Origin of the sequence: Chryseobacterium gambrini, from assembly GCF_900156825.1 — a bacterium.
GTDB lineage: Bacteria > Bacteroidota > Bacteroidia > Flavobacteriales > Weeksellaceae > Chryseobacterium > Chryseobacterium gambrini.
The window spans coordinates 226,708-241,767 of sequence record NZ_FTOV01000005.1 but is presented as its reverse complement, the minus strand read 5'-3'; the positions used below and the strand labels follow the sequence as shown (position 1 = coordinate 241,767).

Annotated in this window: 13 protein-coding genes; 7 read left to right on the top strand and 6 right to left on the bottom strand. The window is 31.4% G+C overall.

Annotation, left to right across the window (positions count from 1 at the left end; genetic code table 11):
* Nucleotides 1-293 precede the first annotated feature (293 nt).
* The 5 genes from BW951_RS11755 to BW951_RS11730 form a co-directional block, all read right to left on the bottom strand.
* Nucleotides 294-1,490 (bottom strand): hypothetical protein, encoded by a 1,197-nt coding sequence (locus BW951_RS11755; protein ID WP_076392977.1) that lies wholly within the window; start codon nucleotides 1,488-1,490, stop codon nucleotides 294-296.
* Nucleotides 1,483-2,547, bottom strand: coding sequence for a nucleoid-associated protein (locus BW951_RS11750; RefSeq protein WP_076392975.1), 1,065 nt, complete (start codon nucleotides 2,545-2,547; stop codon nucleotides 1,483-1,485). Before BW951_RS11750 ends, BW951_RS11755 begins: the two co-directional genes overlap by 8 nt.
* 619 nt (nucleotides 2,548-3,166) lie before the next feature.
* Nucleotides 3,167-3,829 (bottom strand): response regulator transcription factor, encoded by a 663-nt coding sequence (locus BW951_RS11745; RefSeq protein ID WP_076392973.1) that lies wholly within the window; start codon nucleotides 3,827-3,829, stop codon nucleotides 3,167-3,169.
* Nucleotides 3,830-3,837: 8 nt separating this feature from the next.
* The gene (locus tag BW951_RS11740) at nucleotides 3,838-4,611 is read right to left on the bottom strand and encodes a sensor histidine kinase (RefSeq protein ID WP_076392971.1); all 774 of its coding nucleotides are present in this window, start codon (nucleotides 4,609-4,611) and stop codon (nucleotides 3,838-3,840) included.
* 603 nt (nucleotides 4,612-5,214) lie between these two features.
* Nucleotides 5,215-5,931 (bottom strand): hypothetical protein, encoded by a 717-nt coding sequence (locus BW951_RS11730; protein ID WP_076392967.1) that lies wholly within the window; start codon nucleotides 5,929-5,931, stop codon nucleotides 5,215-5,217.
* Nucleotides 5,932-6,233: 302 nt separating this feature from the next.
* On the opposite strand from BW951_RS11730, the gene BW951_RS11725 reads away from it, so the two are divergent.
* Both BW951_RS11725 and BW951_RS22760 read left to right on the top strand, forming a co-directional pair.
* Nucleotides 6,234-7,088 (top strand): hypothetical protein, encoded by an 855-nt coding sequence (locus tag BW951_RS11725; RefSeq protein WP_076392965.1) that lies wholly within the window; start codon nucleotides 6,234-6,236, stop codon nucleotides 7,086-7,088.
* Nucleotides 7,089-7,123: 35 nt separating this feature from the next.
* Nucleotides 7,124-7,285, top strand: coding sequence for a hypothetical protein (locus BW951_RS22760; RefSeq protein ID WP_175608813.1), 162 nt, complete (start codon nucleotides 7,124-7,126; stop codon nucleotides 7,283-7,285).
* 60 nt (nucleotides 7,286-7,345) lie between these two features.
* Here the strand turns inward: BW951_RS22760 and BW951_RS11720 are convergent, their stop codons facing one another.
* Nucleotides 7,346-9,052: a tetratricopeptide repeat protein gene (locus tag BW951_RS11720; protein WP_076392963.1), complete on the bottom strand. Its 1,707-nt coding sequence runs from the start codon at nucleotides 9,050-9,052 to the stop codon at nucleotides 7,346-7,348.
* 236 nt (nucleotides 9,053-9,288) lie between these two features.
* Between BW951_RS11720 and BW951_RS11715 the strand changes: the two genes are divergently transcribed.
* From BW951_RS11715 to BW951_RS11690, 5 genes are all read left to right on the top strand, one after another.
* A complete protein-coding gene (locus BW951_RS11715) occupies nucleotides 9,289-9,807 on the top strand; it encodes a hypothetical protein (protein ID WP_139326148.1) in 519 nt (172 codons plus the stop codon).
* Between the two features lie 153 nt (nucleotides 9,808-9,960).
* Nucleotides 9,961-13,314, top strand: a complete 3,354-nt coding sequence (locus BW951_RS22390; protein ID WP_084196423.1) for a DUF11 domain-containing protein — start codon at nucleotides 9,961-9,963, stop codon at nucleotides 13,312-13,314.
* Between the two features lie 71 nt (nucleotides 13,315-13,385).
* Nucleotides 13,386-13,964, top strand: coding sequence for a hypothetical protein (locus tag BW951_RS11700; RefSeq protein WP_076392959.1), 579 nt, complete (start codon nucleotides 13,386-13,388; stop codon nucleotides 13,962-13,964).
* Nucleotides 13,965-14,032: 68 nt separating this feature from the next.
* The gene (locus BW951_RS11695) at nucleotides 14,033-14,239 is read left to right on the top strand and encodes a hypothetical protein (protein WP_076392957.1); all 207 of its coding nucleotides are present in this window, start codon (nucleotides 14,033-14,035) and stop codon (nucleotides 14,237-14,239) included.
* 354 nt (nucleotides 14,240-14,593) lie between these two features.
* The gene (locus BW951_RS11690) at nucleotides 14,594-15,025 is read left to right on the top strand and encodes a transposase (RefSeq protein ID WP_076392955.1); all 432 of its coding nucleotides are present in this window, start codon (nucleotides 14,594-14,596) and stop codon (nucleotides 15,023-15,025) included.
* Nucleotides 15,026-15,060: the final 35 nt, after the last annotated feature.

Here is a 15,060-nt window from a genome sequence, read left to right as displayed (position 1 = left end):
AACCTAATAAAGTTTAATTAATGTTAAGAAGGTTATATACTTTGCGCAAAATTTAAATTTTTCTTAAGATTCAAAAATATTTCGATGAAATAGTTTAGTCTGATATAGTAAATAATTATAATTCGGCGAAGTTTGATTAATAAGTCAAATTTCGCTGATTTTTTAACTAAGGTATAAATTTACTATTTATAAATTAGAAGTGAAATCTGAATATTAGAAATAAGTTTTAAGTACTATAAGTTAATTTACGTAGTTATTCATAAATCTTTAATCTCTTTTAAGAAATCTAAAATTTATCCCTTACAAAGTGCTGCTGTATATATAATTAAAGAAAATATAATATAAACTAGTAAAATAATTATTGCTATTAATTTGTAGGTATTTAAAAATAAAACCATTACAGTAGCTATTATTGGAGATAACCATAGAAAAAGTTGCATAAGCAAAATTCTATTGCTTTGTTTTATTTTTTCTTTTTCAACCTTACTAAAAGATTTTTCTAATTCTACAATTTTATTTTGCTCAAAAGTTGACTTATACTGACTAATATTATCACTGATGAAACTGATAGAAGATTTTTGGTTATTAATAAAGATTTGGATGAAAATGCAAAAAATTATTAGTCCAATAATTAATAAATAATTTTTGAAAGAATTTATATTTTCATAGTCCAAAGTAGATAAAGTAAAAACTAAAGCGGTTGGAATAGCAATTAGTTTTGTTTGCGAATCATTTATAACAGACTGTAATTTTTGATTAAATTCCAAAGCTTTTGAATCAAGTTCGACTTTCAGCTTGTTATATGAAAAATTTCGTAAATAAAAGTTATAACTAGATTCTGCCTTATCGTCATAGTCGTAAAAACGCTGGATTAAAAATGAAAAACGGGTATTTTCTTCTTTTGGTGTTAAATATTCAACTAAAAAATTTAAATAAACATTTTTCTTATCTGCAAAAGAATTACTTTGGAGAAGTGAAACAAACTGTTCTATTTTCTTTGTTACGTCCTCATTCAAAGATTCTAAATCTTCATAGGAATATTTTAACGGTAGAAATAAAGAAATTTCCTCTCTTAAGATAATTGCGTTTAAGATTTCTGCATCTTCATAAGTATGTTTTGAGCAATTGGATATTTCGGATATTAAATTAACAATTACAGAATAATTTTTATTAAAAAGTAAATCATCTGATAAATATGAGTTTTTTTCAAAAATATAAATTTCTTCAGTAGGAATATTATAATAGTTTTTTCTTAAAAACGATTCTCTAGTTTCAAAAAAACCAATACTAGAAAGTCTTGGGAGAGAAAATTCTAAAATTATAGAATCTCCTACTGAATAATCATCAATATCAGAATTTTCAATTAATCCTGAATCGTATAGTGTATCTAAAAATGATTTATCGTCAATTACATTTTGGCAAAATAAAACATTATCCTCGATGCTTTTTGAGGATGAAGTATTAATTATATCAACTATTTGATTAAGCATTTTTGTTGCTCAATTCTTTAATTTTATCTCTTAATATAGGAGAAATATTTTTGATAGTTAATTTGTTTCCACTACTATCTAAGACAATTGTATTATCTAAAATTAGTTTGGTATCAAACTCAATTTTAAATTCTTTATCAGAATAAGTAATTGTCTTAAGGAACTTCATACGTGCTTTATCTCCGCTTATGATTTCACTAACTCTATAATCTTCTTCAGTAGCAAAATCTTGAAAATGTTCAGGATTATCAGGATTTAAAATACTAGAAATTGTCGATAAAAGAATTTCTTTTTTATTATCTATACAATCATGGCAATAAGTAAATACTTTATTTTTTTTATTAATTTTTGTATTTCTATCCCATTGTTCAATATCAGCGTATGCTTCAATGGCAGTAATTAATCGTTTTGTAGATTCAGTACTAGTATTCTTATTGTCAACATCAATAAATGACATGAAATAATAACTAACTTCCTTCATTCCCTTCACGAAAGATAAATATGTCTTTCGCTCAGAAGGAAGATTATTTTCTATATTTCTCCACTCTGTTAGATTAATTAAGCAAGCAACATCTACCTTGCTCAAGTCCAAATTTTTAATATTATCTAATGTTAGTTTCTTTTCATCAATAACAAACCCTTCCTTGTTATTAATCATCAAAATTAAAAGTAGATCATTGGATGTTATTAAATTTTTATATTCACATATAATCATGTAGCCCCCAGTTGCTGCTACTGTGTTTTCTAATATAATTTTGTAATGATTCATTACATTAATCGAAAAATCGTAAAACTCACAATCTTCATTAATATAATCAACTAAACAATCTCTAAACTTAGGGTTTTCCTCTGCAAAAATTCCATAAATTGGACTTGATTTTTTATGATAAGACTTATCAAGATTTCCAAGAAATGTTTTTTCTTTTTCTCCAATTATTAATAAATTATCAGCAGCCTTAGGATTAACGAGCCTATTTCCAGCATCTTTTAATAGCTGATGGATTACTATGTTTTTGACCTCTAAATTTTCTCCAATTTTCTCGAATTTTTTTGCCATATTTAAATTGTTTACATTCGATTAGTTTTTTCAAATATACAAACATTAGTAAATGTAGTATTTACGGTTTACCATAATTTATTTTTTAAACTTATAAAATAATTATAGAAACTCTATATATATTTTTACATGATTTAAAGAAAAAGTTTCCCCTATACTTTCCCCTTTGTAAATACAATTGCTTGAAAGTCCTTTAAATAAACAGAAAAATAAAAAATTTTCGAGCCCAGGTGGGACTACATTGAAAATCAAGCGCTTACAATAATGTAGGTGCTTTTTTGTTGAATTATTTGGATTAATCAACACAATTTATTGAACCTGTGATAAGAGTTTATCTTCATCAAACAGCATTGGCTACGCCGAACGACTTCGTTAGCTTTCTATTCGGTTTTTAGAAAACAAGCAATAGGTATGAATTGTTTAAAACGATATTCAAATATCTTCAAGTTCTCTGTATGATTCCTGTTGCTTTTTCAATGTATGTTCTACAAGATTATTTTAACTTTTAGTATTTTGAAATTATAGTAGGCAAACTTATCACGATTTTATTGATAAAAATAAGCATTGCATTAAAGATAGCTTTATTGCAAAGTAATCAATTTTCTCACAAAATTTTATATCAGTAAAAAGGAGCAGTAAGCTTGTTGTGAAAAGAGAAAAGAACCAACCCAACCTTTGATTTAATCTTAAATTTTTCAAAAAGAGCATTACGATATACATCTACCGATTTTACAGAAACGCTCATTTCATCGGCTATTTGTTCATACGTGAGTTCCCTTTCATCACAAACCAAAGTAAGAAAATGCTGTTCCCTGTCTGATAATTTTATATTTCCTGCCTCTTTATCTTCTTTTCTTTTATAGTTTTTAATGCGTTTCAGGATATCAGTAATATTGCTGTACCCAACGGAAAGAATATTGTCAATACAGAATTTGAGCTCTGTGGCACTGCAATTTTTGTGTAAAAAACCTCTGGCTCCATGATGATAAGCTCTGTCAATAATATCTTTCTCTAAATGTTGGGTAAGTAAAAGAACTTTGTACTCTTCATCTTCTATTTGTTCAAGCTCTTGCAGAACTTCTATTCCGTTAAATACGGGCATAGAATAATCTAAAATGAAAAGATCAGGTTTCTTTTCATTAAAAGGTAAAGACTTAAGAAAAGACTGCCCGTCTTCAAATTCATGAGTCACTATAAAATTTCCCAATTTTTCGATAAGCTGTTTCAAGCCTTCGCGAACAATCTTATGGTCGTCAATAAGAGCAATAGTAGATTTTTCCAAATGAGTTTTTAATTTGAGTTTTTTTCAAAGATCTGTACCGATGTCCCTTTTTGCAATTCGCTTACAATCTTTACTTCAAAAGTAATAATTTTCGCTCTTTTTTTCAAAGTATTCAATCCTAATTTACCTTTTTCCTGCTTCATTGCAAATCCTTTCCCATTGTCAGAAATTTCAAGTAAAAACTGAGGCCGGAACTGCAGATTTATAACAACTTCAGTTGCTTCAGAATGTTTGAGGATATTGTTGATGATTTCCTGATACATCCTGAACAGTATATGGGAGTATTCCACAGGGAAATCAGATGAGGTATTCTTTGGATAGATATAGGAAAAATTGATGGTGTGATTTTGCTTAAGATATTCCAGATCCTGTTTGATTCGTTTTTCGATGGGTTCTTTATCTGAAAAATAAGGATGTAAACGATGGCTTGTGGATCGTACAGAATCTGATAGCTTTCCCAAAGAAGAGGAAAGGTTTTCTAAAGGCGGGTTGAGTTCGGGATGATCCAGTTTCATATTTTCGATCTGGAAATTGAGAACGGTAATCTGCTGACCGATATCATCATGAAGATCTCCGGCAATCTGAGAGCGAAGCTCTTCCTGACTTTCCATAATACTTTGAGTAAGGGTTTTCTGAAAATCCAGATCTTTTTGGTGGATGTCTTTTTGATAATTGGTTATTTTGTGAATATGAAGCCGTATCAGGATCACGCAGAATATTACCAGTAAGCATACCAATAGCATTACAATGATTATACCTATTGCAATTTTATACGTGGACATGGCTTTTGTTTTCTTTGTAAATATATAAGTTGATCAAACTATAGTAAACTATATTCATTGGATAATTGATCCAGTAATATAAAAAACTACCTTTTTCCGCAATTTCCTCTTTATAAAGTTCGTTAATGTCAAAAGCAAATATAAATGTCATTCCTAAAAAAAATAACACTGGAGAAGAAAGAAGTATATAGTTGTTAGATAATAATAACTGGAAATTTTCTTGTTTTAGGGATTTAAGACTGAAAATAATAAATGATACCACATAAATAAATGTTCCTAATGCAAAGGAATAATTATTAAAAGATTTTAAACCTTCCCAACAAAGCCCATTTAATAAGCAAAAAAAACTGTAAAACGAAATAATATATTTTAACTGTCTTTTTTCTTTAAAAATTTTGAATAATAAGCAGAACCATAAGATGAAATGAACATAACAATATAACATTGTGCATATCAGGTTGTTATTAATTGAAAGTATGGTTTCTGTGACGGCATTCAGTATAATTATAGAGAATAATAAGCCATTATTTTTCTTTTTCAGAAAAATAATGGCCACAAAAAGAGTAATAATTGCGATATAACTAATGATAGTGAATTGCATTTTTAATTACTTTTATCTTTTATTAAATTTATATTCCCTGGCGGAATATGTGAGAGATTATAGTATTTTTCAGTACCATCATTAAGCAGTAAATAAATCTGGGCTTCAGTAAATTCGGAGAGATGAGCATTAATTTTTGTTTTCTTTGAACATATGCTGTCATATTTTGATCTATCTATTGTTTCCCTGCCTTTGACTATTTTTAGTTCTTTAGGATTTTTAGACAATAGATACTTTAGAAATTTTTCATGATATACCGACACTCCATCTGCAAAATCACAAAACCCGTTCTCTGCTTTACTATAAGTAATGTCTTTCGCTATTTTGGTTTTTGGCAAATTGAATTTTATATATTCATCTTCTATTTTGTTATCATTTAAGGAATCTATTAACTTTTTAAATCTATTATCATTTTGTAAAACCATTACATAATATGAATTACCTCCCTGATTAATAGATTTTTTATATACAGCAACGTTTTGTTCATACATTGTGTCACTTATTTTATGAATACGATCAAAAATAAGATTATCAGTAATTTGTTTATTTTCTAATGGCGCAATAATCAGAACATTTTTAGATGAATTCTTGTAATCTGTTTTAAATTTAATTTCTTCTTCAATTAACCCCACTCCATTTTTCGCAGATTTTATAGACAAGCTGCCACTTCTGCAATTCCAAACAAAAACCAATACAGAGAATAAAAATAATTTTTTCATAATTAGATATTTTGATTGTTAATGTTGAAACAAATTTCTTTGAATTTTGTTTTTCTCGCAATAGGAAAAACTCTAATTTCTATCTTCTGTTTTTTCCTACTCCATTAAACTTCGATTAATACTACGTCTCCAAAAAAAAATGGGCAATCCCTTGTTGTTGATCTTATTAGGAAAAATCCTAATATAAATATAGTGTTTTTCGTATTGATTGATAGCTTGTTACCGCGATAATTTTGGGATAAGAATTTATCCGGGCAGTCGAAAACGGTATAGAGTAGACAAATTTCTAAAAATTTACAGTTATGAAAACGAAATTTTATTTTTTTATTGTAATCTCAATGGTCACATTTAATCTTAAAGCCCAAGAATTAGAACATTCCAATACTCCTAATGGGCTCAGAGTGAAAAAAGGTGAGAAAAATTATTTTCATATATATAAGAATAATAATTTCAAGATAGACACAACTAATTATAGAAGATTAGATCCTTCCGTATATTTTGAAGTTTCAAAACAGAATAAAGAAATCAAATTCAATAAAAAGACCTATATATTAATTGCCGTACCTGGATATAGAAATCAATCTGAAAAAGAAAATACAAATGGATCCCGTATAAATAATTTAGATTATGATAAAGAATTTTGGACGGAAAAAGAAAATATTTTTATTGAAGATAAAAATGGACATGAAGATTTAAATGAAAATAATGTTGAGAGAAATTACTCAAAATTTTCAAATGACTTTTTTTCCGGCTTATTAACTGCGCCATTTAAATATCGTTTCGGAGGTTCTAATGAAAGTCTAATAGATGGTGATTTTAATGTTGCTCCTTTTCTTGGATGGAAATTTAGACTTAGTAAAACCAGACCCTATTTTTTTGCTCCATTTTTCTTTGCAGGAATTACAACATTAAAATATAACTCCACAAACAATACCAAGATTATGGATTTATCTATTGAGGAAAACAGTAGTGGGTTTACTTATGGAGGAGGTATTTCCCTGAGATTAGGAAATATTTCACCAGGCGTCATAATAGGTTTTGATAAAGGAACTGGAAATTTAGGAAAGGGATTCATTTATAATAATAAACCATGGTTAAGCTTTAGCTTAAATTATGATTTTTTTAAACCTAAAGAGGCATCTAAAAATGGTAATTAAATAACACAATCATTTCACTATAAAATTTCACTATCATGAAAACACTATTTGCAGTTGTCATAACTATAATAATGGTAATAACACATAAAGTTTCAGCTCAGCAACCAGCAATTTTCACCATGGATAGAATATGGTGTAACGAGACAACAGAAAATGGAGAAGATGAAGTATACTTAATTGAATTAGTCAATACTTAATCTGACAGTTGCAATCAAATTGAATAACTTTAAAACAGATTAAGTATAAACCGGTTTATATTATATATTTTGTAGAGACTCTTCAATGCTTTTTTCCTTTGGGATGTTCATTTTAGATTTAATTTTACTCTTATAAACGCGAACGCTGCCATCGGTAATTTTTTCTAACATTGAAATTTCCTTTGCGCTTAAATTCAGCCTGAAATAAACACATAACTGAAGTTCCTGCTCCGAAAGGATAGGGTATTGTTCGGATAGTTTTTTGATGAAGTTTTGGTTCTCCACAGAGTTTTGTTCAGTAAAATCGATATTTCTTTTATCAATATTTATTAAATTGTTTAAGTCGAAATAAAGCTCTTTAAGTATACTTTCCGGATTGTTCAGGTTAGACTTTCTGGCCTTCTTAATTTTTTCTAAAAATGCTTTTGCGGTTTCCTGCTTTATATTGAGATTAAGATGCAGATTTCTTATTTTCTCTTCCTGCAATTTCAGATTCTGCTGTAAGATTAATTCTTTCTGGTCTGAGATTGTTTTCTGCTGAGCGTTCATTTCTTTTTCTATTTTTCTTTTCTTGAATGTAGAAATGAAAAAGTAGGTTAAAAATGAAATAATAATAATGCCGATAAGAATAATCCATGATCTTTGCACTTTTTGAGAATGTATCTCATTATCATACTTCTGATTAATGTTTTTAATGATGGTTTTATTTAAAGCTTCATTTAAATATCCCATCATTTCCTTGTTGTCTGCTATCATTTCATCTTTAATCTGAAGTGTTTTAAAATGATAGACTTTGGCTTCATTATAATTTTTGAGGTTGAAATAATAATCTGTAAGGGTTTCAGATATAAGTAATCGGGTATCAAAATCGGGTGATTTTTTTTCTGAATTTTTCAGATAATCAATAATAACATTCATTTTTCCTGTATTCTGATCAGATTTATAAACTCCATATAAATCTTTGCAGATAATCACCAGATCCCGCACAAGATCTTCTCTGTTTTTATTTTGGTTAAAAAGATTTTCTAATAACGCCTGAGATTCATTTCGATTGCCGTTTTTTATATACGCTTCTGCAAGATTCTCATTAATATGTAAAAAAAACAAATGTTCTTGATGAGTCATGTTTTTTTTCTTAGTCAGAATTTCTAAAGCTTTTTTAAATTCCTGAATAGCGTTGTTCCTTTCATTTTTTTTTATATAAATCAATCCGAAATTATTGTGCATGGACGCAATATATAAATATTCGTTGGGAGCGTAAAGCTTAAGAGCTTTTGTGAAATATTCATAGGCTTTATCATATTTCTTCTCATTGTAATACAGCCTGCCTTTAACGTGATATAGATGAGGTAAAGATTGAGAGTTTTTAATTTTGAGTTCGTTTTCTATTGATTGATTCAGGTAGTAAAAGCTCAGATTACTGGAGTAATTTTCAAAATGCAGAGCCAGAGAAAAATTAACATCGGTGATAACAATAGAGTATTTGTTATTATTTGCTTTCCATAATTCCATAAGAGTAAGGAAATGGGAAATTCTGTCTTTTTTATCCTGATCAAAAGTAAATAATAAGGCATATTTGTAAGACATAAAATAAAGGCTGTCTTTCGTTTTTTCGAATTTATTCTTTTCAAGATCTGCAATTTTTTGAAGTTGTGTTTTATTATCGATATTATATTCAATTCTTTTTTTCAGTTTCTGAAGATATTCTTCCTGTGAAAAGCAAAATATAGAAAAGAACAAAATAAAAAAAGATAGATTTTTCTTCATTGGATTACTTGTTGGTTGCAAACATATACGATAAAAAATTGCTGTAAAACATTATTAACAGTAATGTAAATTTAACTTACTGATTATTAGATTATTAATTTTTTAAAATTAATGAATATTTTAATTATTTCTTCTTTTTATTAATACTTTTTAATACCTCATTTTCATCATTTGCACTCGTAGGTATATAATTTCGCAGACACAACGGAAAGAATAAAGTCTTTCTTCAATAGAAAATGATGAAATTCTGGTTAGGGTTTTTACTGTCTTTTTCCTGCGGGTGTTGGATGCACTCACAGGATGTCGTTAATACCCAAATCACAAAGATGGGAGGCGCAATAATTATTGAGAATTATGATTCAGATCCCATTGCAGATAAAGTAAAAGCAGAAAGAAAATCTCTTTTCGTTATCAGAAAAAAACAGACTAAGCAACATAAAAACATTCAAAAGAGAAATACTAAATTAGGTTCAGTAGACAGCAGAAAAAATCGCTCTGAAAAAAAAACACAAATAAAAACATATAAGAGTTCAGATGATGATTGGCTTTTTTCAACTTCACTGGTGAAAAAGATTTCTGCTGTTTTTTCTTCGAATACAAATCCCGATCTCAAAAATAACTCTAATAATTATATTTTCTTAAAAAGACTATTCAAAGAACATTTCATCAGAAAAAACACCTATTTCTATCTGTTTTTTAAGGATTCAGGAAAATGGTATCAATTTTTCAACAAGCCTCCGCCATTTATTGTTTAAAGATCAATATCTGTCATCTTCAAAATAGTCATAGGGTTTGTCAAACATTTTGTTTTAAGGATTCACTCTACTGAAAGAGATTAAAACTACAGGTTTTCAGACAGATAATGGAATATGGTTACATAATAATTAAGATTCATATAAAATATAAAAATGAACAACATAAAACTATTTTTGGTTTGCCTGCTTTTCTTATTAGGAAGCGGGGCAAATGCCCAGACGAATTTGGCACTAGGAAAAACCGTAACCTCTTCGGCAGGCGGAAGTTCACTGTCTAATCTGGTAGATGGTAATTTTAATACAGCAGCGATTACGGGTAATGCTGCAGTTCCGCCTAATGCGGAATATTTTCTGGTGGATCTGGGTTCAGACTATATTATCGATAACGTAACATTAGGATCGGTAGTTCCGGACAACGGGCGTTCCAGAAGATTTATGCTGATTACCTATCCCAGCACAGTTGGAGGAAATCTTGGATTTGATCCGAACACGTATGTCTCAGGAACCAATACAAGTTATTTGTATAACAGATTGATTTATACAGATCCTGCAGGCGTTGTGGATTCCAACACCGTGTTTGGAGGCGGTCCGGTTCCCGCGGTAGACAATTCTAAAAGAGGACCTGCTTTTCCTGGTGGACAAATCAATATGCACGTGGGTAAGCACAAAGCAAGGTATGTATTAATTCTTAACTTACAGGATAACAATCTTGAATTTACAGAATTGCAGGTGTATGGATCTATTACACCAGCTGTTAGAACTTTTGTGAATGGAGGATTTGAATTAGATTATGCAGGTCTTCCGAGAGAAGGCGATGTAAGAGGATGGAGTACTACGGAGGCGGTAGCAATGAACGGCAATAGGACTCCGGTAATTCCCACACAGGGAAGTTTAATTGAGTACTGGACTAGTGGTCAAATAGGTGGGGGAATTCCTGTCCTTGCTTCTGAGGGAAACGCATGGGCAGAATTAAATGCATTTACTAGTGGTATGCTGGAGCAAGAGCCCATTTGTGTGTTGCCGGGAGAAAGCTTTACATGGTCTTTTCTTCACAGAGGAAGAGATGGAGTAGATACCATGGGGCTGCGTATAGATGATCAAAATGTGGCTGAGTTTTCAGACAATAATGGACAAGGTGGAACCCATTCTTTTGTATTAACGGGGAGTAGCACTATTAATACGGGATTAACAAAAAGTACAACAGATGCGAACGGATGGACGAGATATACCGGAACTTGGAACAATACTTCGGGAGTTTCAAAAACAATTATTTTTGGATATTATTCCAAAAGTTCTGCAAGTGGAGATATTGGGTCAGGTAACTTTATTGATGATGTTAAAATAACCTCTCTCAACAGTATTGCCAATTTATCAACCGCGTCCAGCAGCGGTCTGGAAACAATACCGAGTGCTAATCTTCCAAAATTAACCATCAATGGGAGTGTTAGCACAGCACAGACCATTCAGATTAATATAACCGGAGGTACAGCCACCAGAGGAGTAGATTATACTACAATACCTGCAACAGGATTAATTACAGTAACAATACCTGCAGGAAATTATGATGGAACAGATGCAACTGCTATTAGTTTAGCGCCTTATATTCAGATCAATCAGGATAATATAGCAGAATCTAATGAAACGATTCAGTTTTCTATACAGAATTCTACTGGAAATGTATTAATAGCACCAGCTGCGGGATGTTTCCAGAGTATTGTATCTGCAACTTATACCATCATTGACCCTGTAGCTGATTTGTCAATTGTGAAAACTGTTAATAATGCCACACCAAATGTAGGCAGCCCTGTACAATTTAGTTTGGTGGTCACCAATAACGGTCCGGATAATGCTGCCGGGGTTTCCGTAACAGATCTCTTGCCTAGCGGTTATACCTATCAGAGTTCTACAGCAACCTCAGGTTCTTATACTCCGGCAACAGGGATTTGGGCAATTGGAAATTTAGCCAACGGAGCAGCAAGTACTCTCAACATAACGGCTTTAGCAAATTCTACAGGAACGTATCTGAATACAGCTACTGTTAGTGGAAATGTATCAGATCCTGTTTCTGGCAACAATACATCTTCGGCAACTACAGCACCTGTAGTACAGAATGAATGTATGGGAAGTACGGCAACTAAGTTAAATTTATCCGGAGGAGTTTTGATTTCCGGTACGGCAAATACGGTAGGCGCAAAATATAAATACAGTAATGCTATTGGAGGAACGGGAGTGAGCCAGCAAGCAGACGTTGTGTTTGAACTTACAGCGTTGGATTATGGGTCATCTTTATTACAATCGAATTATAATTTTGTTTTTGATGTTCCCCAATCTACTGCAGGTATTGAAAATAATTTTCAGCCTGGTTTTATAAGAAGTACTACAGGAAATATAAATAACATTCCGAATGGAACTTATCACCAGTCTTCAACCTGGAAAGTTACAATATACAAAGCAGGAACGAATACACCTTACAGTGTACCGTCTATTGTGCAGGTACTGGATAATGACGGATCGCTGTCTTCAACAATAAATGTGATTGAAAGTGTAGAGTTTTTATCTCCGCTTCCGGCTCAGATTTTAACGAGTACCCCTACAACACAGATTGTTACAGGAAATGTTGTGAAATCTAATGGAACTTCACAACCGGGTATAGGAGTAGATCCTCAGTATTCTGCTTATGGAAATTACGGTTATACCAATGAGTTTAGCTTTAAATTAGATAATGAGATTGTAATTAATGGAGGAGGAACCGGAAGCATCAGTTCAAATCTTGCAAATCGTTATGCGTCAGTTAACTTTGGCTGTGACTTCTCTGGAACCAATAACTTTACCAAGCAGATTGTCCGTGGAAAACTTTATACCGATACGGATGGAGGAATACCAAGCGGAGTACCTTATACTGCGGGTAATGTATATGCAAATCTGGTAGATCCAAACGGGATCATTGTAAATTCCCAAATGGTAAGTACAGCAACCGGAATATACAGTTTCAGCAATGTAATCGCAGGAACCTATACCATAATACTTACAAACGCACTGCAGACAGTGGGAGTAACGGCCCCTGTTTCATCTTCATTGCCGCCAAACTATGTTAATGTTACATCTACAGACAGCACTCCTACAGATGGAATCACTACGGTAGTTGTAACCAATGTTGATTTGGATGGTATTGATTTCGGAATCAATCTGGCGGTTTGCTATGAATCTCCTACCGATACAGGCAGTTCAGTTCCGGTAAAACATGGGATTACCCTATTAGGAAGAGCAGGAGCAGGCAACGGAAACTGGCCGATGCTGAGAAATTCGGCTTATACCGTATTAGAATCCAAAACGAAAGGTTTCGTGATTACCAGAAATTCTAATCCTGAAGGAAGTATTGCTATTCCTGTTGTGGGAATGATGGTGTTTGATACGGATGAAAATTCGGGCAAAGGATGCCTGAAAATCTATACAGGATCCGGATCCGGTGAAGGCTGGAAATGTTTTAATACACAGACTTGTCCATAACATTTTAATACCATTGGGTAATGGTGTTTATTGACCATGCCCATTGTGTTATTAAATATAAATATAAAACAATGAAAAAAATAATCATACTTATTGGAATATACACCTCGGTTTTATCATTTTCTCAGGTAAGAATCGGGGAGAAAACAATTAATCCTACCAATTACGATTTAAGCAGTGCTTCCGTTTTACTGGAATTCGGGGATACGAATAACAAAGGAATTGTTCTCCCTTATGTAGAAACGGTTCCTGCAGGAGCCAATAATGCTAAAGGCGGTACTTTTATTTTTGATGTGTCTGCATCATCGGAATATAAAGTTAAAGTAAAAAATGAGAATACGGGCTGGACAGATCTCAGTGTACAATCAGGCTACAGCACAGCGTTAGAAACGGTAGTGAAAAATCCTCAGGCGGCTCCACTGGCAGACAAAGCCGGAGCAAAAGCAGTGATCGGAAATTCTGCCACAACAACGGACGGTGTTCTGGTTTTGGATTCAGGAAACAAAGCCATGGTTCTTCCTATAGTTACCAATTATACCAACATCAAGAATCCGTCGCCCGGAATGATGGTTTTTCTGAAAGGAGCGACTGCAGACAAGCACCGTTTGGTGGTGTTTAATGGACAGAAGTGGACATTCTGGAAACCTTAATATAGAAAAATGAACGGTTTAAAATTTTTACTTTTTAAGCTGTTCATTTCCAACATTGCAACCTCCATATGTCTGAAAAATATAAATATCTCATAGGAAAAACCAAACAGGAAGTCATTTCCATTCTGGGACAGGAATTTAATTTTTTTCCGGCGGATCATTGGAGCTATGAACTGTATACAACCTGGTGGGGCAAACAGGCAATATTGTATCTGTATTTTCAGAAGGATCTGGTTGTTGATCTTAAAATCATTATTAGATACTGGAAGTTTTAAGTTTTTTTATTCTTATGATACAGCTTGAAAGGTATGATATGAAAAGAGAATGATGGATTTTACACATAGATATCCATACTGTTTTTAAATAGAATTTATTAAATGCTATATTCAGATATAGGAAATCAGTATTGGCGTTCAAAAGTTTGAAATTCATTTTAAAAAGAATAAACTGTAGGATCAAAAATTACAATGAAGTATATCAGTTATTGTTACTGAGATAGATCAATACAATTTATTTTGAATGAGAATGTTGTTATTTCGAAAGGGAATAGTGTCGATCACAACATTTGATGGTAAAATAAAAGTGAGAATAGAAACGAAAGCTTTTTATCAAAAAACAATGATTAAAAAATGAAATTTAATTTTAAAAATATACACATAGGACATCTCATAAAAAGTAAAGTTTTGGAGCATGAAGATATAACGCTAGACAGAATTTGTAATTTTTTTGATTGTGATGAGGAAAAAATACAAATGATGTATGCTTCCGAAAATCTGGAAACCGATTTGCTTCTCAAATGGAGTAAATTATTAAAGTTTGATTTTTTCAGAATATATACTCAACATTTGATTCTTTATTCCCCTCCACAAAGTAGTGTTTCAAAAAATAGTAAAAATTCAACTCTTCCTCAATTTCGTAAGAATATCTATACGAAAGAAATAATAGAATTTATTCTGGAATTAATTGAAAAAGGAGAGAAGGATAAAAAAGAAATAATTGACGAATATAGAATTCCTAAAAATACGCTTTATAAGTGGATTAATAAGTATTCTCAGATGTAATATTCAGACAGAAATGTATAATGAAAGTAAATAAC

Excerpts from the sequence above, each read along its gene's own strand:
- BW951_RS11740 (WP_076392971.1), bottom strand. The coding sequence starts at position 4,611 with ATGTCCACGTATAAAATTGCAATAGGTATAATCATTGTAATGCTATTG.
- BW951_RS11750 (WP_076392975.1), bottom strand. The coding sequence starts at position 2,547 with ATGGCAAAAAAATTCGAGAAAATTGGAGAAAATTTAGAGGTCAAAAAC.
- BW951_RS11725 (WP_076392965.1), top strand. The coding sequence starts at position 6,234 with ATGAAAACGAAATTTTATTTTTTTATTGTAATCTCAATGGTCACATTT.
- BW951_RS11755 (WP_076392977.1), bottom strand. The coding sequence starts at position 1,490 with ATGCTTAATCAAATAGTTGATATAATTAATACTTCATCCTCAAAAAGC.
- BW951_RS11730 (WP_076392967.1), bottom strand. The coding sequence starts at position 5,931 with ATGAAAAAATTATTTTTATTCTCTGTATTGGTTTTTGTTTGGAATTGC.
- BW951_RS11690 (WP_076392955.1), top strand. The coding sequence starts at position 14,594 with ATGAAATTTAATTTTAAAAATATACACATAGGACATCTCATAAAAAGT.
- BW951_RS11715 (WP_139326148.1), top strand. The coding sequence starts at position 9,289 with ATGATGAAATTCTGGTTAGGGTTTTTACTGTCTTTTTCCTGCGGGTGT.
- BW951_RS11695 (WP_076392957.1), top strand. The coding sequence starts at position 14,033 with ATGTCTGAAAAATATAAATATCTCATAGGAAAAACCAAACAGGAAGTC.
- BW951_RS11700 (WP_076392959.1), top strand. The coding sequence starts at position 13,386 with ATGAAAAAAATAATCATACTTATTGGAATATACACCTCGGTTTTATCA.
- BW951_RS22760 (WP_175608813.1), top strand. The coding sequence starts at position 7,124 with ATGAAAACACTATTTGCAGTTGTCATAACTATAATAATGGTAATAACA.
- BW951_RS11720 (WP_076392963.1), bottom strand. The coding sequence starts at position 9,052 with ATGAAGAAAAATCTATCTTTTTTTATTTTGTTCTTTTCTATATTTTGC.
- BW951_RS22390 (WP_084196423.1), top strand. The coding sequence starts at position 9,961 with ATGAACAACATAAAACTATTTTTGGTTTGCCTGCTTTTCTTATTAGGA.